24 protein-coding genes and 1 tRNA gene are annotated in these 24555 nt (G+C 71.0%); 12 read left to right on the top strand and 13 right to left on the bottom strand.

What is annotated here, in order from left to right; translation table 11 throughout:
• Window positions 1-17: 17 nt before the first annotated feature.
• The gene (locus DNK54_RS13260; protein ID WP_110207423.1) at window positions 18-941 is read right to left on the bottom strand and encodes an EamA family transporter; all 924 of its coding nucleotides are present in this window, start codon (window positions 939-941) and stop codon (window positions 18-20) included.
• A gap of 57 nt (window positions 942-998) precedes the next feature.
• On the opposite strand from DNK54_RS13260, the gene DNK54_RS13255 reads away from it, so the two are divergent.
• From DNK54_RS13255 to DNK54_RS13240, 4 genes are all read left to right on the top strand, one after another.
• A complete protein-coding gene (locus tag DNK54_RS13255; RefSeq protein WP_110207422.1) occupies window positions 999-2111 on the top strand; it encodes a histidine kinase in 1113 nt (370 codons plus the stop codon).
• Window positions 2112-2347: 236 nt separating this feature from the next.
• The gene (locus tag DNK54_RS13250; protein WP_239460080.1) at window positions 2348-3055 is read left to right on the top strand and encodes a LytR/AlgR family response regulator transcription factor; all 708 of its coding nucleotides are present in this window, start codon (window positions 2348-2350) and stop codon (window positions 3053-3055) included.
• A 250-nt stretch (window positions 3056-3305) separates the two neighbouring features.
• Window positions 3306-3680 carry a hypothetical protein gene (locus tag DNK54_RS13245; protein WP_162602450.1) on the top strand — a complete coding sequence of 125 codons (375 nt, stop codon included), beginning with the start codon at window positions 3306-3308 and terminating at the stop codon, window positions 3678-3680.
• 4 nt (window positions 3681-3684) lie between these two features.
• Entirely contained in the window at window positions 3685-5184 is a 1500-nt protein-coding gene (locus DNK54_RS13240; RefSeq protein ID WP_110207419.1) for a sodium/solute symporter, read from the top strand.
• Window positions 5185-5217: 33 nt separating this feature from the next.
• Here DNK54_RS13240 and DNK54_RS13235 read toward each other — a convergent pair whose 3' ends face one another.
• Together DNK54_RS13235 and DNK54_RS13230 are read right to left on the bottom strand one after the other, a co-directional pair.
• Entirely contained in the window at window positions 5218-6810 is a 1593-nt protein-coding gene (locus DNK54_RS13235; protein ID WP_110207418.1) for a sigma-70 family RNA polymerase sigma factor, read from the bottom strand.
• A 42-nt stretch (window positions 6811-6852) separates the two neighbouring features.
• Window positions 6853-7134 carry a hypothetical protein gene (locus tag DNK54_RS13230; RefSeq protein ID WP_110207417.1) on the bottom strand — a complete coding sequence of 94 codons (282 nt, stop codon included), beginning with the start codon at window positions 7132-7134 and terminating at the stop codon, window positions 6853-6855.
• Between the two features lie 231 nt (window positions 7135-7365).
• On the opposite strand from DNK54_RS13230, the gene DNK54_RS13225 reads away from it, so the two are divergent.
• Both DNK54_RS13225 and DNK54_RS13220 read left to right on the top strand, forming a co-directional pair.
• Window positions 7366-7992: a CueP family metal-binding protein gene (locus tag DNK54_RS13225; RefSeq protein WP_110207416.1), complete on the top strand. Its 627-nt coding sequence runs from the start codon at window positions 7366-7368 to the stop codon at window positions 7990-7992.
• A gap of 50 nt (window positions 7993-8042) precedes the next feature.
• Window positions 8043-8624 (top strand): hypothetical protein, encoded by a 582-nt coding sequence (locus DNK54_RS13220; RefSeq protein ID WP_162602449.1) that lies wholly within the window; start codon window positions 8043-8045, stop codon window positions 8622-8624.
• Here the strand turns inward: DNK54_RS13220 and DNK54_RS13215 are convergent, their stop codons facing one another.
• Complete coding sequence (locus DNK54_RS13215) at window positions 8625-9233, bottom strand: TlpA family protein disulfide reductase (RefSeq protein WP_110207414.1); 609 nt, start codon at window positions 9231-9233, stop codon at window positions 8625-8627. It lies immediately after the preceding gene.
• 85 nt (window positions 9234-9318) lie between these two features.
• Here DNK54_RS13215 and DNK54_RS13210 point away from each other — a divergent pair, with 85 nt between their 5' ends.
• Both DNK54_RS13210 and DNK54_RS13205 read left to right on the top strand, forming a co-directional pair.
• Window positions 9319-10344: a YdcF family protein gene (locus DNK54_RS13210; RefSeq protein WP_204164587.1), complete on the top strand. Its 1026-nt coding sequence runs from the start codon at window positions 9319-9321 to the stop codon at window positions 10342-10344.
• 75 nt (window positions 10345-10419) lie between these two features.
• On the top strand, window positions 10420-10629 hold the full coding sequence (locus DNK54_RS13205; RefSeq protein ID WP_110207413.1) for a hypothetical protein: 210 nt from the start codon (window positions 10420-10422) through the stop codon (window positions 10627-10629).
• Window positions 10630-10639: 10 nt separating this feature from the next.
• Here DNK54_RS13205 and DNK54_RS13200 read toward each other — a convergent pair whose 3' ends face one another.
• Together DNK54_RS13200 and DNK54_RS13195 are read right to left on the bottom strand one after the other, a co-directional pair.
• Window positions 10640-11734, bottom strand: coding sequence for a lipase family protein (locus DNK54_RS13200; RefSeq protein WP_110207412.1), 1095 nt, complete (start codon window positions 11732-11734; stop codon window positions 10640-10642).
• Window positions 11731-13176 (bottom strand): M28 family peptidase, encoded by a 1446-nt coding sequence (locus DNK54_RS13195; protein WP_162602448.1) that lies wholly within the window; start codon window positions 13174-13176, stop codon window positions 11731-11733. The genes DNK54_RS13200 and DNK54_RS13195 overlap by 4 nt, the downstream gene beginning before the upstream one ends.
• An 88-nt stretch (window positions 13177-13264) precedes the next feature.
• Here DNK54_RS13195 and DNK54_RS13190 point away from each other — a divergent pair, with 88 nt between their 5' ends.
• On the top strand, window positions 13265-14269 hold the full coding sequence (locus DNK54_RS13190; RefSeq protein WP_162602447.1) for an AsnC family transcriptional regulator: 1005 nt from the start codon (window positions 13265-13267) through the stop codon (window positions 14267-14269).
• Here the strand turns inward: DNK54_RS13190 and DNK54_RS13185 are convergent.
• From DNK54_RS13185 to DNK54_RS13170, 4 genes are all read right to left on the bottom strand, one after another.
• A complete protein-coding gene (locus DNK54_RS13185; protein WP_110207409.1) occupies window positions 14243-15559 on the bottom strand; it encodes an MFS transporter in 1317 nt (438 codons plus the stop codon). The two genes, DNK54_RS13190 and DNK54_RS13185, sit on opposite strands and share 27 nt — an antisense overlap.
• A gap of 184 nt (window positions 15560-15743) precedes the next feature.
• Complete coding sequence (locus tag DNK54_RS13180) at window positions 15744-16415, bottom strand: carbonic anhydrase (RefSeq protein WP_110207408.1); 672 nt, start codon at window positions 16413-16415, stop codon at window positions 15744-15746.
• A gap of 211 nt (window positions 16416-16626) precedes the next feature.
• A tRNA-Ser gene (locus DNK54_RS13175) sits at window positions 16627-16716 on the bottom strand.
• A gap of 48 nt (window positions 16717-16764) precedes the next feature.
• Window positions 16765-17223 carry a nucleoside deaminase gene (locus DNK54_RS13170; protein WP_239460079.1) on the bottom strand — a complete coding sequence of 153 codons (459 nt, stop codon included), beginning with the start codon at window positions 17221-17223 and terminating at the stop codon, window positions 16765-16767.
• Between the two features lie 80 nt (window positions 17224-17303).
• Between DNK54_RS13170 and upp the strand changes: the two genes are divergently transcribed.
• The gene (gene upp, locus DNK54_RS13165; RefSeq protein ID WP_110207407.1) at window positions 17304-17945 is read left to right on the top strand and encodes a uracil phosphoribosyltransferase; all 642 of its coding nucleotides are present in this window, start codon (window positions 17304-17306) and stop codon (window positions 17943-17945) included.
• Window positions 17946-18129: 184 nt separating this feature from the next.
• On the opposite strand, the gene DNK54_RS13160 is transcribed toward upp, so the two are convergent.
• From DNK54_RS13160 to DNK54_RS13150, 3 genes are all read right to left on the bottom strand, one after another.
• Window positions 18130-20316, bottom strand: coding sequence for a HelD family protein (locus DNK54_RS13160; protein WP_110207406.1), 2187 nt, complete (start codon window positions 20314-20316; stop codon window positions 18130-18132).
• A gap of 110 nt (window positions 20317-20426) precedes the next feature.
• A complete protein-coding gene (locus DNK54_RS13155) occupies window positions 20427-21032 on the bottom strand; it encodes a rhomboid family intramembrane serine protease (RefSeq protein WP_110207405.1) in 606 nt (201 codons plus the stop codon).
• Window positions 21033-21067: 35 nt separating this feature from the next.
• Window positions 21068-21817 (bottom strand): enoyl-CoA hydratase family protein, encoded by a 750-nt coding sequence (locus DNK54_RS13150; RefSeq protein ID WP_338036276.1) that lies wholly within the window; start codon window positions 21815-21817, stop codon window positions 21068-21070.
• A gap of 448 nt (window positions 21818-22265) precedes the next feature.
• Here DNK54_RS13150 and DNK54_RS13145 point away from each other — a divergent pair, with 448 nt between their 5' ends.
• Both DNK54_RS13145 and DNK54_RS13140 read left to right on the top strand, forming a co-directional pair.
• Window positions 22266-23783: a molybdopterin-dependent oxidoreductase gene (locus DNK54_RS13145; RefSeq protein ID WP_204164586.1), complete on the top strand. Its 1518-nt coding sequence runs from the start codon at window positions 22266-22268 to the stop codon at window positions 23781-23783.
• Window positions 23784-23901: 118 nt separating this feature from the next.
• Entirely contained in the window at window positions 23902-24552 is a 651-nt protein-coding gene (locus DNK54_RS13140; protein WP_110207402.1) for a fasciclin domain-containing protein, read from the top strand.
• Window positions 24553-24555 lie beyond the last annotated feature (3 nt).

The raw sequence follows: 24555 nt of genomic DNA, 5'->3' as shown, positions 1-24555 counted from the left end.
GACGCGGTGCCCAGCACTCAGCGCCGGTGGCCGAGCTTGACCAACACCACGCCCGCCACGATCCCGACGCCGCCGAGCAGCTGGATGCCGCGCGGCATCTGGTCGAGCAGGAGCCAGGCGAAGACGATCGCCGCCAGCACCTCGCTCAGCGCGACGAACGAGGCAAGCCCGGAGCCGAGACGTCGGCTGGCCGCGATGCCGCTCGTGTAGGCCAACGCTCCAGCGACCACGCCCAGCGCGATCAGCGGCAGCCAGGCGGGCAGCTCGCGTCCGGCGTACGACGTCGCTGCGGAGCCCGTGGTGAGGTCGAGGAGTCCGACGGCACCGGCGAGAGCGAGGGCGAGGGTGCCGACGAGGAGGCCGAATCCGGCCAGTGCGATCGGCGGCAGGCCGTTACCTTCGTCCGCCGAGATGACGAAGTAGGCCGCAGCGCCGACCATCGCGGCGAGCGCCCAGAGCACGCCGGCGCCGCTGGGATGCGCGCCGGAGACCAGGTCCAGCACCAGCACCAGGCCCACCGCGGCGACGACGGCACCGGCGACGACCAGACGGGTGGGCCGACGGCCGTGCCGTAGCCAGAGCCACAGCACGACAGCGACCGGTGCGGTGTACTCGATGAGGAGCGCGATGCCGACGTCCATGCGGGCGACCGCCTGGAAGTAGGCGAACTGGCAGCCCGCAACAGCGACGACGCCATAGGCGAGCACCAGGCCGAGGTTGTCGCGGAGCAGCGCCCAGCGCCCGCGCATCGCCACGATGGTCGGCGCCAGCAAGACGGCGGCGGCCACTGCCACCCGGATCGTGACTGCGGCGCCGGGTGACCAGCCGCCCGCGATCAACCCCGACGCGAGCACCCCGGAGAGCCCGAACGAGCAGGCAGAGAGGATCGCGAGGGTGAGGCCGGCGGCGCTGCTGGCCCCACGCGGATCGGTGCGCGGCATGGCCCGAGCGTAGTGGCGTACGCCCCTGAGGGAGCCTTCCGCCGCTACCCTCGCTCCATGGCGTTGCGTTGGCGGCGGACCCACCTCGGCTCGGAGGCCGACCGGGCCACTTTCCGCACGCTGCACACGGCGTCGCTGGCCTCGGCGGGACTGCGGGAGGGACTCACCGCAGCAAGCGCCACCAGCAGTGTCCGCCATCTGCGCACCCTGCTCGGCACACCGGCGGTGGCGCTCACCGACACCGCGCAGATCCTCGCCTGGGACGGCACGACCGAGCAGCACGCGCCGTACGCCGCGGGGCTCGCGGTGGCGACCGCCGAGAGCGGGATGACGCAGGTCGCCAACCACGACGAGTTCGACTGCCGGAGGCCCCACTGCGAGATCCGCCAGGCGGTGATCAGTCCGCTGGTGGTCGAGGGGCACACGGTCGGCACGCTCCAGGCCTTCACCGACGCGGCGACCGCTGGTCTGGCACGAGCCTGCGACGAGGTCGCGCAGTGGGTCTCCACCCAGCTGGAGCTTGCCGAGCTTGAGGCGTCGCGGACCCGGCTGATGGAGGCGGAGGTGCGGGCCCTACGTGCCCAGATCAGCCCCCACTTCATCTACAACTCGCTCGGTGCCATCGCCTCCTTCGTGCGCACCGACCCGGACCGGGCGCGCGAGCTGCTGCTGGAGTTCGCCGACTTCACCCGCTACTCGTTCCGTCGGCACGGTGAGTTCACGACGCTCGCCGAGGAGCTGAAGTCCATTGAGCGCTATCTGCTGTTGGAGCAGGCCCGCTTCGGCGACCGGCTCTCGGTGACTCTGCGGATCGCACCGGAGGTGCTCCCGGTCGCCATTCCCTTCCTCTGCCTGCAACCACTGGTCGAGAACGCCGTCCGGCACGGCCTCGCGGAGAAGGGCGACGGGCACATCTCCATCGATGCCACCAACGCCGGCCAGGAGTGCGTGATTGCAGTGGAGGACAACGGCGCGGGCGAAGACCCCGAGCGGGTACGTCGCGCGTTGGCCGGCGACTCCGACCTGGATTCGACCGGTCTCGGCAATGTCGATGTGCGGCTGCGGTCGACGTTCGGCGACGACTACGGACTGATCGTGGAGACCGCACCGGGCGCAGGCACGAAGGTGATCGTCCGCGTGCCGAAGTTCGCACCGGGGGTGCACGCATGAGAGAGCGTCAGCGAACGAATCATCCAACACCGCGAACTGGTGCCTCATGGCCGCACGGAGCGAAGCGAGTACGGACATGAGAGAGCGTCAGCGAACGAATCATCCAACACCGCGAGCTAGTGCCTCATGGCCGCACGGAGCGAAGCGAGTACGGACATGAGAGAGCGTCAGCGAACGAATCATCCAACACCGCGAGCTAGTGCCTCATGGCCGCACGGAGCGAAGCGAGTACGGGCATGAGAGTTCTGGTGGTCGACGACGAGCGACCCACACTCGATGAGCTGTCGTTCCTGTTGCGGCAGGACCCGCGGATCGGCGAGGTGGTCACCTGCGACTCGGCGACGGAGGCGCTGCGGATCCTGCAGGAGCGCGACGTCGACGCCGTCTTCCTCGACGTCCAGATGCCGGGGCTGACCGGACTCGAGCTCGCCCAGGTCCTCGCCCGCTTCAAGGAGACGCCGCCGGTGGTCTTCGTGACGGCCCACGAACAGCACGCGGTAGAGGCGTTCGACCTGCGCGCCGTCGACTACGTGCTCAAGCCGGTGCGCGCCGAGCGCCTGGCGGAGGCAGTACGCCGCGTCGTGGAGGGCAGCGCCCGGCCGGCGGCCGCGCCCGACGAGCACATCCCTGTCGAGCGCGGCGGCGTCACCCGGTTCATCAACCGCTCCGACATCCGCTATGTCGAGGCGCAGGGCGACTACGCCCGGCTGCACACCGGCGACGGCTCGCATCTGCTCCGGGCACCGCTGACGCAGCTCGAGGAGCAGTGGGGACCGGCGGGATTCGTCCGGATCCACCGCTCCCTGCTGGTCTCGCTGGCCCACATCGAGGAAGTGCGGATGCACAACGGCCGCTGCACCGTCCGCGTCGGCGGTGCCGATCTGCAGGTGAGCCGCCGGCACACCCGCGACCTGCGCGACCTGCTCTCCCGGAGCCGGCCGTGACCTCCGCGGCCACCCGCCGTACGTCCTGCGAAGTGGCTGCCCCAGCAACCCCAACGCAGGACACTGCGCCGTACGTCCTGCGAGGCGGCTGCCCCAACAACCCCAACGCAGGACGCTGTGCCGTACGTCCTGCGACCTGGCTGCCCCAACAACCCCAACGCAGGACACTGCGCCGTACGTCCTGCGAGGTGGCTGCGATGACCGCCACTAGGCAGGACGTACGGCGACGGTCCGGCACCGGGAGGAGACCGTGACCCAGCAACCACCCGAGCGCGTCCGCGTCACTGGTCCACCCAGGCGACCGACCCGGCGGCGTACCCGAGGGCGGGAGATCGACGATCAGACCGCCCTGGGCGCGGTGCTCATGGGTTCGTTGCTCCGCGCGCAGCTGCGGTTGGCGGTCGGCCTGCTGGTCCCTCTCGTGCTGCTGGCCGCCGGGATCCCGCTGGCCTTCCATCTCTGGCCCGAGCTGGCCGCGACCGAGGTGCTGCTGGTCCCGGTCGCCTGGCTCCTCCTGGGGTTCGCCGTCTATCCGTTGCTCTTCCTCCTGGGCGCCGCCTATGTTCGCCGCGCCGAGCGGAACGAACGCGACTTCGCGGAGCTGCTCGAGGCCGCGGAGGGCTGACCCGATGAACACCGCCCCCAGCATCGTCGCCGTCGTCGTGGTCGCCATCGCGACCGTGGCGATCGGCACCTGGGGGCTGCGCTTCTCCCGCACCACGAGTGACTTCTTCGTCGCCTCACGCACCGTCCGGCCGGCCCTCAACGCCTCGGCCATCGGCGGTGAGTACCTCTCCGCCGCGTCGTTCCTCGGCATCGCCGGGCTGGTGCTCACCTTCGGTGCCGACATGCTCTGGTACCCGGTCGGCTGGACCGCCGGCTACTTGGTGCTGCTGGTGCTGGTAGCCGCTCCCCTGCGCCGCTCCGGCGCCTACACGCTCCCCGACTTCGCCGAGGCCCGCCTGGGCACACCGCTGGTCCGCTCGGTCTGCTCGCTCCTGGTGGTGGCGATCGGCTGGCTCTACCTGGTCCCCCAGTTCCAGGGCGCCGGTCTCACCCTCGACGCCGCACTCGGTGCCCCCGGCTGGCTCGGCTCGGCGATCGTGCCGGCCGTCGTGCTGGTGAACGTGCTCACCGGCGGAATGCGCAGCGTCACCTTCGTCCAGGCCTTCCAGTACTGGCTCAAGCTGACCGCGCTGCTGGTGCCGGCGGTGATCCTGCTGACCGTCTGGATCGACGACGGCGCCACGAGCCCCGCCCGCGTCGGCGCCGATGCCGCGGCCTGGTCGCTCCCGGTCGCCGACGGCGGTGGGCCGGGCCTCTACCTCACCTACTCGCTCATCGTCGCGACCTTCCTCGGCACGATGGGCCTGCCGCATGTGGTGGTCCGCTTCTACACCAACCCCGACGGCCGGGCGGCTCGGCGGACCACTGTCGTGGTGCTCGCCTTGCTGGGTGTCTTCTACCTGCTCCCACCGATCTACGCGGCCCTCGGGCGGGTGTACGCCGGCGACGCGAGCTCCGACGTCCTCGTCCTGGAGCTGCCGCGCCTGATGGTCGGTGGAGCGGCCGGCGACCTGCTCAGTGCGCTGGTCACCGCCGGGGCGTTCGCCGCCTTCCTCTCCACCTCCTCCGGCCTGACCATCGCCGTCGCCGGCGTGCTCAGCCAGGACGCGGTGGGACGCAGCCGGCTGAGTGGGGTCGCGGCGTTCCGGGTGAGCGCCGTGATCGCCGCCGTGGTGCCGTGCGTCGTCGCGATCGCGGCGCCGGACCTCGGCATCGCCCGCGCGGTGGGGTTGGCCTTCGCGGTGGCCGCCTCGACGTTCTGCCCCCTGCTGGTGCTCGGCATCTGGTGGCGGGGACTGACCGACATCGGAGCGGTGACCGGGCTGGGCGTCGGGTTCCTCGGCTCTTCGGTGGGCGTCGCCTACGCGTTCGCCCCGGTCACCAGTTCGGGCTGGATCCACGCGCTGATGGCCCAGCCCGCCGCCTGGTCGGTACCCCTCGCCTTCGCGACCATGGTCCTCGTCTCCCGCGCCACCCGACATCGCATCGCTCCGGAGGTCAACCGCTTCATGGTGCGCCTGCACACCCCCGAGGCGGTCGTCCTCGACCGCGGCGACTCCTGATCCTCAGGGCGGCACCGCCCCCGGCGGGAGGTGTCAGGGGGTGCCGAGATCGGCCGCAGCCCCCACCGAGGTGCCATCGGCCATCAGGATGCGCAGCGAGAGCGTGCCGCCGTACGGTGCCGCCACGTCGACCACGACCTGCGACAGGCCGCCGCTGCCGGCCCGGCAGGTCACCGTCGTGGCCTTGGCTTCGCCACACGACCAGCCGCCCCCGGAGATCCCTTCGATCAGGCCCTCCTGACCGCGCATCATCAACTGTGCCGTGGTGCCGGGCAGAGCGTCCTTGATCAGGAACGCCACGCTCCAGCGTCCCGAGTCAGGAGCACTGGGCTTGGCACCGGCCATCGTCACCGCCGGAACCTCACGCGGATCCTCCGGAGGAGGAGGGGGCTGCTCGCTCGGCGACGGGGAGGCCGAGCCTTCGTCGGTCGGCGTCGCGCTGGGCCCCGGCGGGGGCACGGTCGGGGTCGTGGAGGGTACGTCGGTCGGGGAGTCGGTCGGCACGGCCTGGGTCTCCGTCGGATCAACGGAGGGTGAGGCTGACCCGTCGACGTCGGTCGCCGAGGGGACCGGACCCATCGAGCCGCCGAGCAGGGCCCGCATGGACACCTGGGACGGGTCGACCCCGCGGTTGCCCAGGGGACCGGACAGCACGATCGGAGCGAGATCGGCGGCGAGCGACTCCTGATCGTGGTCCACCGCGCGCCCTACCAGCGAGACGGCCAGGGCGCTGGTCAACCCCACCACCATCGCGGCACTGAGTCCGGGGCTCGGCCGCAGACGCATCCACCACGACGGGGGCGTAGCTCCGGCGGCGACGACGGGCAGCGGGTCGCCCCGGCCCGCACCGGGGCTGGTGCCGACGCCCAGCGCCGCCGGTGGCAGCAGCGGCAGCAGCAGGGCCCGGAGCTGCGACTCCACCGCCTGCAGCTCGACGAGCGCGAGCGCGCACCGGGTGCACGCGGCAACGTGCTCCTCGACCCGCGCCGTGCGTCGCGGGGTGCTGGCGCCGCGGACGTGCGCAGGCAACAGCTCGGCGATCTCCCGGCACTCCGGATCGACGCTCACCGCGAGGTGCTCGGCCAGATAGCCCTGGCGCAGCGACTCACGCGCCCGGAAGGCGAGTTGGGCTACGGCGTTGGGCGTGAGCGAGAGCAGCTCGCCGATCTCCGCCGGCGGAACCTCATCGACCTCGCTCAGCCAGAGCACCAGCTGGGCGCGCGGCGCCAGGCCCCCGAACGCCTTCGTGATGAAGGTCGTCTCGACCCGCGCATCGGTGGGATCCACCACCGGAACCTCGGGCAGATCCGTGGCGTCGCCCTGCGTCTCGACCCGAGAGTCGCGACGCACGTGGTCGACGTACACGCTGCGAAGCGTCAGCTTCAGGTAGGCGCCGAAGGTCCGCTGCGGCCCTTTGCCCTCCTTGAGCAGCGCCAGGATCCGGACGAACGCCTCCGCCACCAGGTCGTCGGCGAGGTCGGGGCCGCCCAGCCCTCGCGCCACCTGCAGCGCCAGTGGATGGTGGCGGGCGAAGAGCGCCGCGTAGGCGTCGGCGTCCCCTGCTCGAGTACGCGTGATGAGCTCGAGATCGCTGGCGACCGCCGCCTCCGAGTCACTGGCGGGCATGCCGGGGGACGCATGCGGCGTCTGCCCAGGTGGCGGCACCTCTCAGCCCTCCGTTCGATCCTGCGGCCGGGTCAGCGTCGCGTTGCCGGGTTGTGGCGCCCAGAGCCGCGCGACCCGGCACACGACCTCCGCATTGTCCCCCAGCTCACGGGCAGCTGTCTCGCGTTCTCCCGCTGCGCTCAACGCAGCGAGGGCATCCGGGTAGGGACCGTGGTGGGTGGTGCGCCCGGTCTCGACGTCCTGGCAGACCACCACATGAGGCTCACCGAGCGCCTCCGCCTCGTGACGCACCAGCGCCTCGAAGAGCCGCTCCCACTCGCCCATCCCGCTTGCCTCCTCAGGTCATTGCCGGGGGCGGGGGTGCGGTCGGGTCCACCCCCGTTGAAGGACCCGACCGGCCGCTGGTACCACCCCGCCCCGGCACTGATGGACGTCGTGGCGTGCCATCCATTACGGCCTCTCCCATCTGGTCTAGACCAGATGGGAGATTTGCCTCCCCTCGCTCGCTGCACCGGCTCAGGCACCTTCCCGTCGGCTCGTTCGTTGGGAGGGGGCGTGAAGCGAACACGGACTCTCGTCGGCCTGGCAGCCGCGATCGCATTCCTGGCGGGCTGTGCCGCCGACGACGCCTCCGAGCGCGAGGACGCCTCCGCCCCCAGCTCCGAGGTCCGGTCCGCCGACGCGTCTGCGGCCGACGAGTCGGCGCAGCAGGGCCTCCTCGCCCGACACGGGCTCGAGCGCCTGGACAGCACCCAGATCGTCAACGCCCTCGACCGGATGCCCGTGGCGGAGCGGCCGGAGCGGCTCCTGGCCTCGGTCCGCTCCGACGCCGTCGTCCTTGCCGAGGGCACCGAGGAGGTGACGCTGCCGCTACCCGGGGACCGCTTCTACCTGTCGGTGGCGCCGTACCTCGCCCAAACCCACCCCTGCACCGATCACGCACTCACCTCCTGCCGCGGCGAGCTCGGGGCGCGCGACGTCGAGGTGGAGGTGACTTCGGACGACGGCACCACCCTTCTCGAGGCCGAGCGACGCACCTTCGACAACGGCTTCGTCGGCCTGTGGTTGCCGCGCGGCGTCACCGGCCAGGTGACGGTGCGGCACGACGACAGGACGGGCAGCGCGCCCTTCTCGACACACGACGGCTCCCCTACCTGTCTCACCACGCTGCAGCTGGCCTGAGCCTTCGCCTAAGTACGCCCGGCACGGCACCCCCGTCGCTACGGTGAGGCATGCCTCGTGAACTGCGCACTCTGCGAGTGGCCACCGTCGCGGCCCTGGCGCTCGTCCTTCTCGGCGCCTGGCTGATCCACCTCAGCAGCCCGACACGGGGGCCGGTGCAGTTTCATGAGCCGTGGACAGGGGCTGCCGCGGGCGTCGCTGCCGGTCTCACCGAGCCGGTCACGTCCCATTCGGATGCCGTCTACGGACTGGTTCGCATCGACAACTCATCCGACAAGCCCGCGCGGCTGACGGCGGTGCGTGCCCTCGGAGATGCGGATCCGCTCCATGCCTTCCTCGCCGAGACACGGCTCTTGGTGCAACTGCCGGACGGCGGCTACCCAGGCGGACAGATCGGCATCAGTCTCCTCGACGATCGTTTCAGCCGGAACCGTTGGGAGGCCGGCCAGAGCATCCCCGGCGCGGTGCTGCCCCCGCGCACGACCGGCACGCTGATGCTGCGCTTCCGACTGGTCCATCCCATCGCCGCCGAGTGGTCGCAGGTCAAGCTCGACTACGAGGTCGACGACCGCACCTACACCTCCGCAGGTGCGCTCGGGTTCAGCATCGAGCCGGCTGGCCGACCCCGCTGACTACCCGATCCGGTCGAGCACGTCCTGCCGCAGCGACCGGTACTGCTTGAACGCGCCGAGGTGGATCCACCGTGCCTCACCGTCGACGACCAGCAGCGTGGCGGGCAGGGCACGCACCGGATAGACCTTCTCCAGGCGCTCGGCGACGTATTGCCCCGGGTCGTTGGCGTTCGGGAACCGCACATCCAGCGACGACTGGAACTCACGCGCCCAGGCGAGGTCCTGGTCGAAGGAGACCCCGAGCACCGGGACGTCGACGTCCGGATCGTCCGCCAGGCGTTGGAGCATCGGCATCTCCTCACGGCAGGGCCCGCAGTAGCTGGCCCAGAAGTTGAGGAGTACGACGCGGGGCAGCTCCGCCGGCACCGCACCGTTGACCGGCGCGGCAGCAGCCAGCAGGTCGGCCGGCACCGCACCCCCTACCTTGGCCCAGCCGAGGGTGATCTCGTCGTCCTTCGCCACACCGTTCAACAACGAGGAGCCCGGCTTCAGCTTGCCGACCAGGAGCAGGCCGACGAGCACGACGACGATCACGGTCGCGGCTGCCCAGAGTCGCTGCCGAGAAGCGCGGCGGGCGAGCGCGGCCCGCAGCTGCTCGGTCTCGTCCATCACGCACTCCTGCCCACCGCCGCACTACCCGGGTGAGAGTATCCGGCGTCCCTCCTGGGCGGCGTACCCGTGGTTCGATGCTCCCGTGCCGACCACATGGATCCTTGCCGCCGGAGTGCTGTGCCTGCTGGGTGGCGTGATCGGATTCCTGCGAGAGCGCCGCCGTCTCGGCAACGTCGTCGCCCTCGTGCTGGGGATCGACGGCGTACTCCTGGCCTGGCTGCTCCACGATGCCGAGCACGGGCGCGGGGTCGCCCTGGTCCTCGTGGTCATCGTGCTGGCCCTGGCCACCGGGATCGGCTATCCGTTGCTCACTCTCTTCCTGCTGTGGAACGGCATCACCATGCTGCGGCGGGAGCGACGGTCGCTGGGCAACCTGCTCTCGCTGCTCACCGGCCTCGGCCTGCTCGCTCTGCCCGTCCTGCTCAGCCTCAACGACCGGATCGCCGCCTCGCCCTCCACCCGTGGCCTCCTCGCGGTGGGCGCCTTCATGCTCGTCGTCGGCTATGTCGGCTACCTGGGCTTCTGCTTCTTCGTCTTCCTGGTCGCCGCTGTGCTCTACCGCAGAGTTCCGCAGAGCTTCCGGCCCCGGTACGTCGTGGTGCTGGGCTCAGGCCTGATCGGTGCCCGGGTGCCGCCCCTGCTTGCTGCCCGGCTCGACCGGGCGATCGCCGTGAGCTCACGGCTCGAACCCGCCCCCGCGATCATCCCGAGCGGTGGGCAGGGGCCTGACGAGGACGTCTCCGAGGCCGTCGCGATGGCGGACTATCTCCGCGACCACGGCATCCCGGAGGAGCGGATCCTCGTGGAGGATCGGGCCCGCACCACGGAGCAGAACCTGCTCTTCAGCCGCGCACTCATGGACGATCCCGACGCGCCCACGATGGTGGTGACGAACAGCTACCACGTCTTCCGCGCAGCCTTGCTGACCCGCGAGCTCGGGATGAACGCCCGGGTGAGTGGCGCACGTACGGCGGCCTACTACGTTCCCAGCGCCTTTCTGCGGGAGTTCATGGCAGTGATGCGGATCCACCTGTGGCTCAACGTCGGGCTGCTCAGCGCATGGACGCTCATGGTGGTGGGCCTGCTGATCGTGTCCGTGCGCTCGTGAACCAGCCTCCCCTTGCCGGAACCGCCGTCACGTCGTCTACTGGTGGTCCGATCCCCGCGAGTCCGAGGAGCGCCCATGCAGAGGAAACCCTTCGGGAGCGATCTCTACCGTCAGGTCCGCGCCGTCCGTCTGGACGGCAACACGCTGCGCTACCCGGTCACGGCGAACAGCAAGGACGGGATCACGATCGGCGAGGATATCGACTGGATCGGCAAGCCGACGCCACGCACCGGGCCGGGGCTGCTCAGTCGTCTGCTCGGACGGCTCCGGCGTCGGTCCGGCTGAGCCACTCGGGCTACCCCCGCCCCTGGAAGAGCCGCGCCACCCAGCGAGCCGCCGGTTCGGGGGCGTGGCGTGGGGTGAGGGCACCGGAATGACTGCTCCGCCACCAGTGTGCCTCCACTCGCACGCCGGCGGCTCGGTAGCGGTCGATCAGTCCCCGGGTCAGCCAGTACGGCGCCACCTCGTCGAACAACGCAGCGTCGAGCCGGAGGGGCAGTCCGGCAGGCAGTCTCAGGTGGGCGACGTCTCCGGCGCGGAGCGAGGCGAGGAGACGCGCCCGTAGCTCATGACGGCGTACGCCGCCGATGCGGGCAGGTGCCAGGCCTCCCCAGGAGCCTCGCCCCGCGAGCTCGGTCAGCGTCAGCTCCTCCAACTGCGGCCAGAGCTCACGTGCGCGCTCGCTCAGTCCGTCTCCGGCGATCAGCTCTGCCATGACGGGATCGACGGTCCCGGCGCCGCTGATCATCAGCGCGATCAACGCCGGCACCACACCGAAGCCCGGCGGCACCACCGGCGAAAGGAGCGAGGCACCGATGGTCTGGTCCATCCGGGTGACGGGGGTGAACGCCGCACAGCCGCGGAGCGTGACGCCTTCGGGTGCACCGTCGGCAGCGGCGAAGAGTGCCGCGACCGCGCCCTCGGAGTGTCCGGCCGCGACCCACTGGTCGCTCAGCCGGGAGTCGTCCGCGCGGGCCGCCACCAGCAGGTCGCGCACCGAGGTCGCCAGGGCCGGGCCGATCAGGTAGGGATGCGGTCCGGGACTCCCGAGGCCCTCGTAGTCCGGCTGGAGCACCGCGATCCCGGCGCGCAGCAGGTGCGAGACGAAGTGGTCTCCCTGGGTCATCCGGCGTAGCTCCGGATGACCGTCCGTGGCGCCGCTGGGTGCGGAACGATCGCTGCCCCCGGTGGTCATGTGCCCGTAGGTCACCACCGGCCAGCCCCGTGCGGACGGCTCCCCCGCGGGCAGGTGGACCAGTCCGGTGACCACCGTGGGCGCTCCGGTCACCGACGTCGACGCGTACCTGACCCGCCACGACTCACCGGCAGCGGCGAGTGCGGCCCGGCCGCGCGCTGGCTCGCGGCCGACCACCCGCGCCACCGGACTCACCAGCGACCTCGTGGCAGGTGGCGACGTAGCCGGCGTGGGATGAGGCCGAGGCGACCGGGCGGACGCGCATCCGCGGCGACCATCAGGTCGGCGAACGCGTTGGCCACCGGCACCAGCTGATCGACGTCGATCTTGTCGAGGGTGTCGGCATCGTCGTAGAGGTACAGGGGCCCGGAGACCAGGCTGATGGTCGGTACGCCGGCGGCGAACGTGAAGGAGGCATCGGTCGGCATGCCGTCGAGCGTGAACTCGAGCAGGCTGGCGTTGAGCAGCGAGGTGGCGCCGAGTCCATGGCGGCGTACGGCGCGGATCAACGCCAGCTTCATGGCCGGCGAGACGTTCTCGAAGAAGGCCCGTGGCTCACTGTGGTCCAGCGTCTCGAACCCGCCGTCCGCTCCGGCGCGGGCCCGCAGGCCGACGTGTTCGACGGTCAGGTTGAGTGCCAGCCGGTAGGGGCTCTCGGGGTCGATCGTGTAGCGCCGGGCGAAGTCGCGGTGCGCCTGGTAGCCGGTGAAGTGGCTGTCGAAGGTGACGAACATCAGCGTCTTCTGCCAGGGCTCTCCGGCGCGGGCTCGGGCGGCGGCGTACTCGGCCAGGGCGATGACCTCCGCCGTGCCACTGGCGTCCTCGACCGCGCCGGCCCCGATCGAGTCGTGGTGCGACTGCACCATGATCGTCTCCGCGGTGGGTCCCTCGAGGATCCCGACGACGGTCCGGGCGATGACCCGGCGTCGTTCGGCCACCAGGCGCAGCGTGGCGCGAGTGCCTTCGCGCAGCGTCCGTCTCAGCGCCTCGCCTGTCGCGCGGGTGATCCAGACGCCGGGCAACGTCAGCAGCGTCCGTCGGTAGTACTCGTTGTGGTAGCTGAGCGACTCGGGGTAGTCGCGCAGCACGCCGATCACACCGCGGGCACCGGCGGCCGCCGCCTCGCTCATCGTGCGGGTGAGGGAGGTGATGTAGGGATTGCGGGAGCCGAGCGCGTCACGGTTGAGCATCGTGCGCGCCGGGTCGTGGATGTACTCGCTGAGCGGCAGCATCGCCCACAGCGACATGTCGAAGGTCAGGTCGAAGAGCACGATCCGCCCGGCCACCTCGTGGTCGCGGACCCGGCCCGCGCCGATGTCGACGACCTCGGCGTCGATCCCGTCCGGCCCGGTGCCGAGCGGGCCGGTGACCTCGTGACCGGGGAGGGCACTGTGCCGGATCGGTGCACACGCCACCTGCTCCCCGCCGACGCGAAGCTCCGCCAGGCTCGGCTCCCAGGCGAAGGAGTCGGTCTCCTCGACCCAGACCTTGTCGAGGCCCGCGCGCTGGAACCGCTCGGAGACGTACGCCGCCGCGCGCTCGCCGCCGGGCGTGCCGGTCGCCCGCGGCGCCATGGAGACCAGCTCCTCGATGGTCTCCATCACCTGCTCGGCCTGCGCCACGTCCTCAGTGCTCACGGCAACGACAGTAGGTCGCGGTCGCCTCTCCGGGCCGAGGCGCCGAGAAGCGGCACCAGGTCGACCTGATCTGCGTAACACTGGCCTCATGACGCAGCGGAATGAGGAGATCCGTCAACCAGGGCTGCTTCCAGAGATCGATCTGGCGCTGCTCGACGCACTCCAGATCAACCCCCGTGCGCCCTGGACGACGATCGCCTCGGTGCTCGACATCGACGCCGCGACGGTGGCCCGACGGTGGCGGCGGCTGCATGAGGAGCGACTGGCCTGGTTCGTGGTCCGTCCCTCGGCTGCGCGGCTCTCCCCCCACCTGGACGCCACCCTGCTGTTGATGCGCTGCGCACCGGGCGCTGCCCCGGAGGCGGCTCGTCGCGCGGCGGAGCCCCGCTGGGTGCACACCGTCGACCTGCTGGCAGGCACCGCCGACCTCGGCGTCGTCGTACTCGGCTCCGGCTTGGCCGAGGTCGCCCGTCGGACCGAGGAGATCGCCACCCTGGTGGAGGGCGAGGTGGTCGAGCAGCGGGTACTCGCCGCCGTGCACGCCGAGGACTCCGCGTGGCGGCTCGGCGTCTGCTCGGCGACGCAGCGCCGGGCGCTGCTCCCGCGCACCGACCAACCAGCCCCGAGCCCACCACGGGCGGAGATGGTCGACCGGCTCCTGACGGCGCTCGGCGACGACGCCCGGCTGAGTGTGCAGGAGCTGACGGACCGGATCGGCGGCTCCGAGCCGACCGTACGCCGCGGCCTCGACCGGGCGTTGCGTTCCGGGGCGATCCACCTGGGCTGCGACGTCGCCAGCGGTGCTGCCGGGCTGGGACGCGGCGTACTGCTGGAGGTGGAGGTGGCCGACCCGGAGCGCTCGGGCCGGGCACTCGCGGCGGCGCGACCGGTGCACCGCTGCGTGCAGACGATCGGGGCAGGCAATCTGACCCTCGGCATCCGGCTCGCCTCGCTGAGCCAGCTGCCCGGGATCGAGGCCGACCTCGCCGCGGTCGCTCCTGGATGGCAGGTGCGCGGCCGGATCACGGTGCTGCGGCCGGTGAAGCGCCAGGGCCAGCTGCTGGACTCAGCGGGTCGTCGCCTCCTCGCGTGACGTCGTACGCAGAGCATCGTCGAGACGGTAGGCCCGGATCGCGAGCAGGCTGACCAGCACCAGCACGGCAGGGACGACGGAGGTGCCGGCCACGACCGCAAGCTCAGCCGCGGCGCCGTAGGAGTCCTGGCCGCCCTCGTAGCCGCCGAGGGCGAGCACGACTCCGAGCAGCGCCGGGCCGAGCGCGAAGCCGAGCAACTCGAAGCCCGCCCAGACCCCGGCGAAGAGGCCGATCCGATTGCGGCCGGAGGTGCGGGCGTCGTGGGCGGCCACGTCCGGGAGCATGGCGAGCGGGAAGACCTGGATGCCGGCATACCCGGCGCCGGTGACCGCCGCCCAGACCAGGCACCAGAGCAGGCTTCCGGTCCAGACACCGACCAGGGCAACGAGCCCGCAGCCGAGCACAACGGTGGCGACGGCGTACCCGCTCCGCTTGCCGTTGCGGCGCCCCAGCCATGCCCAGAGCGGGGCCGACAACACCCCGGGCAGCACGAACGCCGCGAAGAGGTAGCTGCCAGCGGCGGAGTCGCCGAGCAGCACGCGCGCGGCGTACGCGACGGCGGCAAGCAGCATGCTGGTGCCGGCCGCCTGCAGGACGAGCGCGGCGATGAGCGGTCGCGCGTGCACGTTGCCGAGCACGACGCGCAGCTGGTCGCCGAGCCCGCCGCCGGCAGGCTCGGAGCGGACCACCGGAGCGCCGCGGGTGCACGCCCAGACGGCCAGCGATCCGGCCACGATCACCAGGCCCGAGACAGCGCCCATGGCACGGTATCCGCCCGCGCTCGCGACCAGCCACGGTGCGAGGACACCCGAGACGGCGATCGCGGTGGTCACCACACCGACCCGCCAGGCCATCATCTGGGTGCGGATGCCGTAGTCGCTGGTCACCTCTGCCGACATCGCCAGGTAGGGCACCTGGAAGAAGGCGTACGCCGTCGCCGCCAGCAGGTTCGCCGCCAGCACCCAGGCGAGGGCGAGCAGGAACGGCGTGCTCGGGCCGGTGAAGATGAAGGCCAGTCCGAGTCCCATCATCGGCCCGGCGACCAGCAGGAAGGGGCGGCGGCGATCGCGGCGCCTCACCCGGTCGCTGACTCGGCCGGCAAGGGGGTTGCAGACGAAGTCCCACGCCTTCGGCGCGAAGACGATCAGCCCGGCAAGCAGCGCGCCGACCCCGAGCTCCTCAGTGAGGTAGGGCATCAGCAACAGCGAAGGAACCGTGCCGTAGACGCCGGTGGCCACGCCACCCAGCGCATAGCCTCGTCGGACGCGCGCAGGCAGCTCCTCGGTCATGCGCTGACGGTAGGGCCACGATCGCCCTGCTCGTCGACTGTGCCGGAATCCGTCAGCAAGACCCGCCGTCACCGCGCTTCTCGTCAGCGCCGCGGTTCATCGGTCCTGGCAGCCACCGGCGATCCCACGGCCCTGGCGGCGTACGGCGCGGCCCTGCTCCACGGGAGAGCAGGGCCGTCACGCATCAGCTACGCGCGATGTCGATGCCGATCTTGCCGACGCCCACGATGGGAGCAACACGGCCCTCCTCCAGCTGATACTGGCAGCCAACGATCGCCAGGGAGCCGTGGGCGACAGCATCGCTGATCACCCGCGAGTTGCGCATGAGGGCGTTGATGGTGGTGGCCAGGTGGCGTCGGCCGACTGCGTCGGCATCGATCATCGTGGCATCCACGTAGGGCGTGTCGCGGTGCTCGCTGAGCCACTCCTGCTGGACCGCAGGCTGGATCTGTTCGAGCTCGGTCCGGATCGCCGGAGTCACCTCTTGCGGGCTCTGGCTGGACTGGTCGATCGCTGCCGCGACGGCACCGCAGGAGCAGTGTGCGAGCACGACGAGGACGGCGACCCCGAGCTCGGCGACGGCGAACTCCATGGTCGCGATGATGTTGTCGTTCGCGATCTGCCCGATGTTGCGAGCGACGAAGAGGTCGCCGAGCCCGCAGTCGAAGAGGATCTCGGCAGCCACGCGGGAGTCTGAGCAACCCAGGAACGCCGCATTAGGTGCCTGACTTGAGGAGAGCTCCGAGCGACGAGCCGCGTCCTGCTGTGGGTGCCGCAGCGCGCCGTTCATGAAGCGCTCGTTGCCATCTACCAGGGCAGCCCAGGCTTCTTGCGGAGTGACTCGTGTAGTCGTCATCAGCGTGCGATCCTTCCTGTCAGTGCGCGGCCTCGGTGGCTCGCTTCGCAGAGCACCCGGCCGGCTCTCCACTGTGACAGGTCAGGGACATCGGCGTGGAGGCGGCCCGGTCCGTCCGTTGTCCGCACAGGCGTCGATGATCCACGCCCGACCAGACAAGAAAGAACCCTCGGTGAGCTTTCGCTCACCGAGGGTTCCAACCTGATTCACTTGGCGGTGCTGGAGGGATTTGAACCCTCGGTGGACTTGCACCCACAAACGCTTTCGAGGCGTTCTCCTTAGGCCGCTCGGACACAGCACCGTGGGAGACCTTACCGGAGGGCCGGACGGCGAGGAAAATCGCCCGAGGTCAGGCGCGCTGGCTGCTGAAGAAGTCGAGCAGCAGGGTCCGGCAGTCGGATTCGAGGACGCCGGTGAGCACCTCCGGGCGGTGGTTGAGTCTCCGGTCGCGTACGACGTCCCACAGCGAGCCGACGGCACCCGCCTTGTCGTCGTACGCACCGAAGACCAGGCGGTCGACGCGAGAGAGGACGATCGCGCCGGCGCACATGGTGCACGGCTCCAGGGTGACGACGAGCGTGCAGCCGGAGAGTCGCCACTCCCCGACCGTCTGGGCAGCCTCGCGCAACGCCACCATCTCCGCGTGGCCCGTGGGGTCCCCGTCCGCCTCACGGACGTTACGACCGCGCCCGATGACGGCACCGGCGGGATCGAGCACGACCGCGCCGATCGGCACGTCGCCCGTGGCCAGCGCTTGGCGCCCCTCCGCCAGGGCCCACTGCATCGCCTCGTCGAAGCGACCGATCATCCCGTTCCCTCCGCTCCACCATCGGTCGGCACACCGTCGTCCAGTGTCACACGCCTGCACGAGCAAGTAGGGTCTGGCGCATGAGGATCCAGGTCGTCGACCACCCGCTGGTGGCACACAAGCTCACCACCCTGCGTGACGAGAACACCGACAGCCCGACCTTCCGGCGGCTCGCCGACGAGCTCGTGACACTGCTCGCCTACGAGGCGACGCGCGACGTGCGGGTCGAGCCGGTCACCATCACCACGCCCGTCTCTCCCACCGAAGGTGTGCGGCTCACCACGCCCAAGCCGCTGGTCGTCCCGATCCTCCGCGCCGGCCTGGGCATGCTCGACGGCATGGTGCGGCTGCTGCCGACCGCAGAGGTCGGCTTCCTCGGCATGATCCGCAACGAGGAGACCCTGGAAGCATCGACGTACGCCGAGCGGCTCCCCGAGGACCTCTCCGGACGCCAGTGCTACGTCCTCGACCCCATGCTGGCCACCGGCGGAACGCTGGCTGCCGCGATCCGTTTCCTGGTCGACCGCGGCGCCGACCACATCACCGCGATCTGTCTGCTGGTCGCACCTGAGGGTGTCGCCCGCATCGAGCAGGACCTCGCCGACGTCGACGTGCCCGTCACCGTCGTGACCGCCGCCATGGACGAGCGCCTCAACGAGGTCGGCTACATCGTGCCCGGCCTCGGTGACGCCGGCGACCGGTTGTACGGCGTCGCCCACTGACCCCGTCGAAGCGCCACTTTCCACAGGTTGAGTAGCCAGTTTCGACAGGTTGAGTGGTCACTTTCGTCGGGTTGAGTGGTCATCTTCCGCCTGCTCGCCGGGAGCTGGCCACTCAGCCGGCAGCATCTTGCATCTCAACGCGTGATTTGCGCGCACTCAACGCGTGACTTGCGCGCACTCGACCTCAGGAGACGAGCGAGAGCAGCTGCGTGGCGCGGGTCAGCACCACGTAGAGGGTGGCGCGGCCGGTAAGGGACTCGTCCTCGATCTCCTGCGGGCGTACGACGATGATCCCGTCGAACTCCAGGCCCTTGGTGTCGAGACCGGTGAGCACCACGACCCGGTCGTCGCCGCTCGGCACGTCGCCAGGCGAGGCTGCGGAGGGGGCGTCAGCGGCGAACTCGGGCCACGACGCCAGCCACGCGTTCACCTCCGCCCGGCGCGCGACCGGCACGACGATGCCGACCGTGCCACTGACCTCGGCGGCCAGCCGCGCCACCTCGGCGCGGGTAGCCTGCGCCAGGTCGTCCACCGGACCCTGCTGCACCGGGTGCACGCCGGTCGAGCGAACTGCCGTCGGCAGGTCAGCGTCGAGCCCGACCCGGCGGGCGTAGGCCTCGGCGTAGGCGTAGATCTCGGAGGAGTTGCGGTAGTTGGTGGAGAGATGGAAGGCGTGCACCTGCTTGCCTTCCAACGCCTCAGCACGTGCCGCGGCCGCCTCGCTGGGCACCGGCCAGGAGGACTGCGCCTCGTCGCCGACGATCGTCCAGGACGCCGTGCGCCCGCGACGGCCGACCATCCGCCACTGCATCGGCGTGAGGTCCTGTGCCTCGTCGATGAGCACGTGGGCGTAGGGGTCGTCCTCGATCCGGTGGGTCGGCGGACGCCACCCCCGTCCGCTGGCGAACTCCCGGTCGGCGGCGGTGGTGAGCTCCTGCAGGTCACCACCGAGGTGGTCCCCCCACTCGTCCTGCCCCTGGTTGCGCTCCGGCATGTCGCCCACCTGGTAGCGGACCTCGTCGAGCAGCGGCACGTCCTCGATGCTGAGCCCGTCGTGCTGCCAGCTCTTGTGCAGCAGCGCTTGCTCCTCCTGGCTGAGCACACCGTCGGCGACCCGGGCCAGGAAGTCGGCATCCTCGAGCCATCCGAGCACCGTGGGGGCGTCGATCGGCGGCCACCATTGCAACGCGAACTCCAGGAAGGCGTCGTCGCCGAGCATGTCGTCGAGGAAGGCGTCCTTGCCTCGGTCGCGTCCCCGTTCGCTGCGCACCTGCCGCCACAACGCGTCCAGCAGGGTCGAGGCCACCCGCGGCATCTGCTGGTTGCGTCGGCCCTGCGAGAGCAGTTGTCGTCGCAGCCGACCCAGCAGGCTCCGATCCAGCAGCAGTACGTCGTCGCGATAGAAGGCGCGGAACTCGCGTGGGGCTCCCGGCACTGCCTGCCGGGCCGCCCGGCGCATCACCTCGGCCATCCGTGCCGAACCCTTGACATCGGCCACCGCCGGGTCGTCGTGCCGCGTGGCCCGCACGCCGTCGACGACCTCGCCGAGCGAACGCAGCGCCACCGCGGTCTCACCGAGGCTCGGCAGCACCCGCTCGATGTAGCGCATGAAGACGCCCGAGGGACCGACGATCAGCACGCCGCCGCTCTCGTAGCGACGCCGGTCCGTGTAGAGCAGGTACGCCGCCCGGTGCAGTGCCACCACCGTCTTGCCCGTGCCCGGGCCACCGGAGATGGTCACCACACCACGCGAGGGGGCGCGGATCGCCTGGTCCTGCTCGGCCTGGATGGTCGCGACGATGGAGTGCATCGACCGGTCGCGGGCCCGGGAGAGCTGGGCCATCAACGCACCTTCGCCGACGATGGGCAACTCTGCTGCCTCCGGCGCCTCGGGGTCCAGCAACTCGTCCTCGACCCCGATCACGGTGCGCCCGGTGCTGCGCAGCACGCGGCGGCGTACGACGTCGTGGGGGGTGGCGGCGGTGGCTTGGTAGAAGACGGCGGCGGCCGGTGCCCGCCAGTCGATCAGCAGGGAGTCGCGGTTCTCGTCGCGCAGCCCGATCCGCCCGATGTAGCGCGGCTCTGGATCGACCTCACCGCGCAGGTCCAGGCGGCCGAAGACGAGGCCCTCGTGGGCGGCGTCGAGCTGGGCGATCCGCTTGGCGGCCTGGAAGACCATCGCGTCGCGCTCCACGAGCCCGCCCTCATGTCCGAGGCGGCCGCGGGCATGGCCCTCGCGCGCGAGCTCCTGGGCCGAGCGCGCCGAGACCTCCAGCTGGGCGTGGACCCGGTCGACGAAGGCCTGCTCCCCGGCGACCTCGCGGGCAGCGACGTCATCAGTCGTTGCAGGGGTGGGCGACTCCGCGGACAAGCGATCCTCGATTCACGACGGCGGCAGCGGCAAGCACTCAACTTTACCGGCTCTCTGCGGCACCCGGAACTCCGCGCCACCCCTCGTCGGCCGGCACGCCGCACGGGGGGTCAGACCGTCCGGTCGCGCTGCTCCCGCTCTGCCATCCAGAAGGCCGCCAGGCCGCCGCCGATCGCACCGAAGAGGTGCCCCTGCCAGGAGACGCCCGGCGTGCTGGGCAGCACACCCCACAGCACGCCGCCGTACACCAGCAGGACGCCGAGGCCTACGAGGATCTGCAGCGCCTTGCGGTTGAAGAAGCCGCGCAGCACCAGGAAGACGAGCCAGCCGAAGATCAGCACCGAGGCACCTAGGTGCAACGTGTTCGCTCCACCGGTCAGCCAGGTCCCGACACCGCCGACCACCCAGATGATGCCGGTCGCACGAGCCCAGACCGGCCCACCGGAGAGCATGATCAGGAACCCGAGCACCAGCGCGGGCACGGTGTTGGCTGCCAGGTGGGCGAAGTCGGCATGCAGGAGCGGCGCGAAGAGGATCCCCCACAGCCCGTCGGCCTCCCGCGGCTCGATGCCGAGCCGGTCGAGCCGGTGCCCGACGATCGTGTCGACGATCTCCAGCACCCACAGCAGGCCGACGAAGACGCCAATGACGAGGGCGGCGTCCGCCCAGCGTGAGGTCTCCGGCTCCTGCGAGTCGCGCAGTTCGGGCAACGTCATGCCGTCAAGCCTAGGTCGGCCCCCCGCCCAGCGCGTCAGCCCTTCTTGCGCGAGAGGAAGGCGAGCATCGCGTCCCGCGCCTCGTCGGAGCCGAAGAGGCGAGCAGAGAGCTTCGCAAGCTCGGCGCCGTTGTCGTCGATGTTGCTCAGCAGTGGCTCGGCGAGCAGCGCCTTGGTCTCGCGCAGACCCTGCGGACTGCCACTTGCCAGCGCTTGGCAGACCTGGGCGACAGCCTCGTCGAGCTCGCTCTCGGGCACCGCCTTGGTGACCAGGCCCATCTGCTCCGCCGCGGCACCGGTGAAGACCTCCCCGGTCAGGGCGGCCCAGGCCGCCGCTCGACTGGTCATCCGGGGTACGACGGTCAGCGAGATCGCAGCCGGCGCCAGGCCGAGTTTCACCTCGGTCAGCGCGAACGTCGCGTCGACCGTGCTGATGCACACGTCGGAGGACGCGATGATGCCGATGCCCCCCGCGCGTACCGCTCCGTGCAACCGAGTCACCACAGGCTTGGGGAAGGCGACGATCCGACGCTGCAGCTCGACGATCCCGAGCGCGCCCTCCTCCATGCCGCCCTCGGACGCCTCGGAGAGGTCCGCGCCCGAGCAGAAGGTGCGCCCTGCCGCGCGCACCAGCACCACCTTCACCTCAGCGTCCGCCTCGGCCCGGTCGAGGCCCGCATAGAACTCGGTGACCAGCTGCCGCGAGAGAGCGTTGCGGTTGTGGGGCGAGTCGAAGGTGAGGGTGGCCACGGAGGCCGCGACGTCGTACTTCACGAGTTCGGTCATGTTCCTCATCCTGCCCGATCCCCCGCCCCTGCCGACGAAGCGCCACAAACTTGCGGTCGCGTGGCCAGTCCTCGTCGGTCGAGTGGTCACTCGGTGTGGGGAAGCTGGCTTCTCGACACCACGAAACTGGCTTCTCGACACCACGAAACTGGCTTCTCGACACTCCACTCGTGGCGCTGCGGCGGGCAATCCGGGAGTACGCGGGCGACGAATCCCACGTATGGCTCCGCATCCTCGTCGCCAACCACCCCACCCATCACGCCGCCCATCACTCCGTCGACCACGTCGCCCGCGTCCCACGACCCAGGACGCGGCCGAAAACGGGACCGCGGCCGGGCGCGCGGGACAGGCCGGGCGCGCGGGACAGGCCGGGCGCGCTGGACAGGCCGGGCGCGCTGGGCAGGCCCTCGCGTGGGCGGGGTACGGCGCGCTGGCCACCGGTGCGGGGATGGCGGTCGGGCATCTGGTCGCGGCGACGCTCACCCCCTCCTCCTCGCCGGTGCTCGCGGTCGGGGCGACCGTCATCGACCGCACCCCCACGCCGATGAAGGAGTGGGCCGTGCGGGAGCTCGGCACCAAGGACAAGCCGGTGCTCCTGGGCTCGGTGCTGCTGGTGACCCTGCTCCTCGCGGGGCTGGCCGGGCTGATCGCGCGGCGTCGGCGCGCAGCCGGCGCCACGGTGCTGATCACACTGGTCGGCCTGGCTGGGCTCGCCGCGCTCTCCCGCCCGCTGGCTACCGCGCGCGACCTGCTCCCCGCGCTGGCGGCGGGGGCGGTCGGGGTGGCGGTGCTGCTCGGGCTCGCCCACCTGGCCGACAGGACCACCGGCACCCGGCGAGGCGGAGCAGGCGCGACCGGCCCGGGCGAACCGCCGCCGGACCACCCGATGACGGCGGCTGCCTCCCCCGCCACCACTCGTCGCACCCTCCTCCTCGCGGTGCTCGGCGTCGCTGCCGCGACCGCGGTGACCGGGTGGGCCGGGCGCAGTCTCGAGAAGTGGCGCACCCGCATCTCCGGCGTACGGATCCCCACGGCGAGGCAACCGCTACCACCGCTGCCCGAGGGCCTCGACGCCGTCTATGACGGAATCTCCGACTTCCAGACCGCTACCGGAAGGTTCTACCGGGTCGACATCAACCTCAGCCTGCCGATCGTGCCGCCCGACGAGTGGGATCTGCGCATCGACGGCGAGGTGGACCACCCGTTCACGCTCACCTTCGACGAGCTGCGCGCGATGCCACTGGTCGAACGCGACATCACGCTCACCTGCGTCTCCAACGAGGTCGGCGGCAAGTACGTCGGCAGTGCCCGGTGGCGCGGCGTCCTGCTGTCCACGCTGCTCGACCGGGCCGGTGTGCGGGACGGCGCCGACCAGGTGTTGAGCACGGCGGCCGACGGATTCACGATCAGCACGCCGTTGGCCGCGGTGCAGGACGGCCGCGACGCGATGGTGGCCATCGCGATGAACGGCGAGCCGCTGCCGGCCGAACACGGCTTCCCCGCGCGACTCGTCACCCCCGGCCTCTACGGCTACGTCGGTGCGACCAAGTGGCTGCGCAAGCTGACCCTCACCCGCTACGACGACGCCGAGGCCTACTGGACGGAGCGGGGCTGGGCGACGGAGGGTCCGATCAAGGTCTCGTCGCGCATCGACACTCCCGCACCGCTCAGCAGGATCGACGCCGGGCGCACCGTGATCGGCGGGGTCGCCTGGGCCCAGCACCGCGGCGTCAAGGGCGTCGAGGTGCGCATCGACGGCGGGCCATGGCAGGCCGCCCGCCTGGGGCCGTCCGCGGGTATCGACTACTGGCGCCAGTGGTACCTGCCTTGGGAGGCGACCCCCGGGCGCCACTCCCTGGCCGTCCGGGCCACCACCCGCGACGGCGAGGTCCAGACCGCAGTACGAGCGACGCCGTTCCCCAACGGGTCGAGCGGGATCCAGGAGATCCAGGTCGTCGTGGAGTGACCCCCGGACACGTTCGCCGCCGTTTCGGCGGGCAGGCAATCCGATCGACGAGCGACACCGAATCACTGACAGATCCACCCAGCAGTCCGCACAGATCCGACCATCGAAAGGTCTCATCATGAAGCGCACCACTCCCCGCCACACCGCCCTTCGCCGCGGCGGCGCCGCCGTCGCGGCGCTCGCGCTGGCAGCCAGCCTGGCCGCTTGTGGCTCCGACGACTCCGACGACGACGCCTCGGACAACACCAGCGACACCAGCAGCATGAAGTCGGACGACACGGGTGCGACGAGTGCCGGTGACCAGACCTTCGGCGCCGGATGCAAGCTGATCCCCGCCGATGGTGCCGGCTCCTTCAACGGCATGGCGACCGAGCCTGTCGCCACGGCCGCCTCCGCCAACCCGCTGCTCACCACCCTGGTCAAGGCGGTCGGCGAGGCCGGGCTGGTCGACACCCTCAACTCGGCGGAGGGCCTCACCGTCTTCGCTCCCACCGACGACGCCTTCGCGAAGATCCCGGCCGACACGCTCAACGCAGTGCTCGCCGACAAGGAGCAGCTGGCCACGATCCTCACCCATCACGTCGTCGCCGGGCAGCTCGGCCCCGACCAGCTCGCCGGCGACCACCAGACCCTGGCGGGCGACACCATCAAGGTGACCGGATCCGGGGAGTCCTTCAAGGTCGCTGACGAGAAGGCCACCGTGCTGTGCGGCAACATCCCCACCGCCAACGCGACGGTCTATGTCATCGACACCGTCCTGATGCCCTGATCA

Origin of the sequence: Nocardioides daejeonensis (genome assembly GCF_003194585.1) — a bacterium.
Lineage (GTDB): Bacteria > Actinomycetota > Actinomycetes > Propionibacteriales > Nocardioidaceae > Nocardioides > Nocardioides daejeonensis.
The sequence above is the reverse complement of the archived record's forward strand: the minus strand, read 5'-3'. Positions and strand labels throughout refer to the sequence as shown.

Excerpts from the sequence above, each read along its gene's own strand:
- DNK54_RS13255 (WP_110207422.1), top strand. The coding sequence starts at position 999 with ATGGCGTTGCGTTGGCGGCGGACCCACCTCGGCTCGGAGGCCGACCGG.
- DNK54_RS13250 (WP_239460080.1), top strand. The coding sequence starts at position 2,348 with ATGAGAGTTCTGGTGGTCGACGACGAGCGACCCACACTCGATGAGCTG.
- DNK54_RS13145 (WP_204164586.1), top strand. The coding sequence starts at position 22,266 with ATGGCGGTCGGGCATCTGGTCGCGGCGACGCTCACCCCCTCCTCCTCG.
- DNK54_RS13215 (WP_110207414.1), bottom strand. The coding sequence starts at position 9,233 with ATGGACGAGACCGAGCAGCTGCGGGCCGCGCTCGCCCGCCGCGCTTCT.
- DNK54_RS13150 (WP_338036276.1), bottom strand. The coding sequence starts at position 21,817 with ATGACCGAACTCGTGAAGTACGACGTCGCGGCCTCCGTGGCCACCCTC.
- DNK54_RS13205 (WP_110207413.1), top strand. The coding sequence starts at position 10,420 with ATGCAGAGGAAACCCTTCGGGAGCGATCTCTACCGTCAGGTCCGCGCC.
- DNK54_RS13140 (WP_110207402.1), top strand. The coding sequence starts at position 23,902 with ATGAAGCGCACCACTCCCCGCCACACCGCCCTTCGCCGCGGCGGCGCC.
- DNK54_RS13185 (WP_110207409.1), bottom strand. The coding sequence starts at position 15,559 with ATGACCGAGGAGCTGCCTGCGCGCGTCCGACGAGGCTATGCGCTGGGT.
- DNK54_RS13235 (WP_110207418.1), bottom strand. The coding sequence starts at position 6,810 with ATGCCCGCCAGTGACTCGGAGGCGGCGGTCGCCAGCGATCTCGAGCTC.
- DNK54_RS13170 (WP_239460079.1), bottom strand. The coding sequence starts at position 17,223 with ATGATCGGTCGCTTCGACGAGGCGATGCAGTGGGCCCTGGCGGAGGGG.
- DNK54_RS13240 (WP_110207419.1), top strand. The coding sequence starts at position 3,685 with ATGAACACCGCCCCCAGCATCGTCGCCGTCGTCGTGGTCGCCATCGCG.
- upp (WP_110207407.1), top strand. The coding sequence starts at position 17,304 with ATGAGGATCCAGGTCGTCGACCACCCGCTGGTGGCACACAAGCTCACC.
- DNK54_RS13220 (WP_162602449.1), top strand. The coding sequence starts at position 8,043 with ATGCCTCGTGAACTGCGCACTCTGCGAGTGGCCACCGTCGCGGCCCTG.
- DNK54_RS13180 (WP_110207408.1), bottom strand. The coding sequence starts at position 16,415 with ATGACGACTACACGAGTCACTCCGCAAGAAGCCTGGGCTGCCCTGGTA.
- DNK54_RS13230 (WP_110207417.1), bottom strand. The coding sequence starts at position 7,134 with ATGGGCGAGTGGGAGCGGCTCTTCGAGGCGCTGGTGCGTCACGAGGCG.
- DNK54_RS13155 (WP_110207405.1), bottom strand. The coding sequence starts at position 21,032 with ATGACGTTGCCCGAACTGCGCGACTCGCAGGAGCCGGAGACCTCACGC.
- DNK54_RS13190 (WP_162602447.1), top strand. The coding sequence starts at position 13,265 with ATGACGCAGCGGAATGAGGAGATCCGTCAACCAGGGCTGCTTCCAGAG.
- DNK54_RS13260 (WP_110207423.1), bottom strand. The coding sequence starts at position 941 with ATGCCGCGCACCGATCCGCGTGGGGCCAGCAGCGCCGCCGGCCTCACC.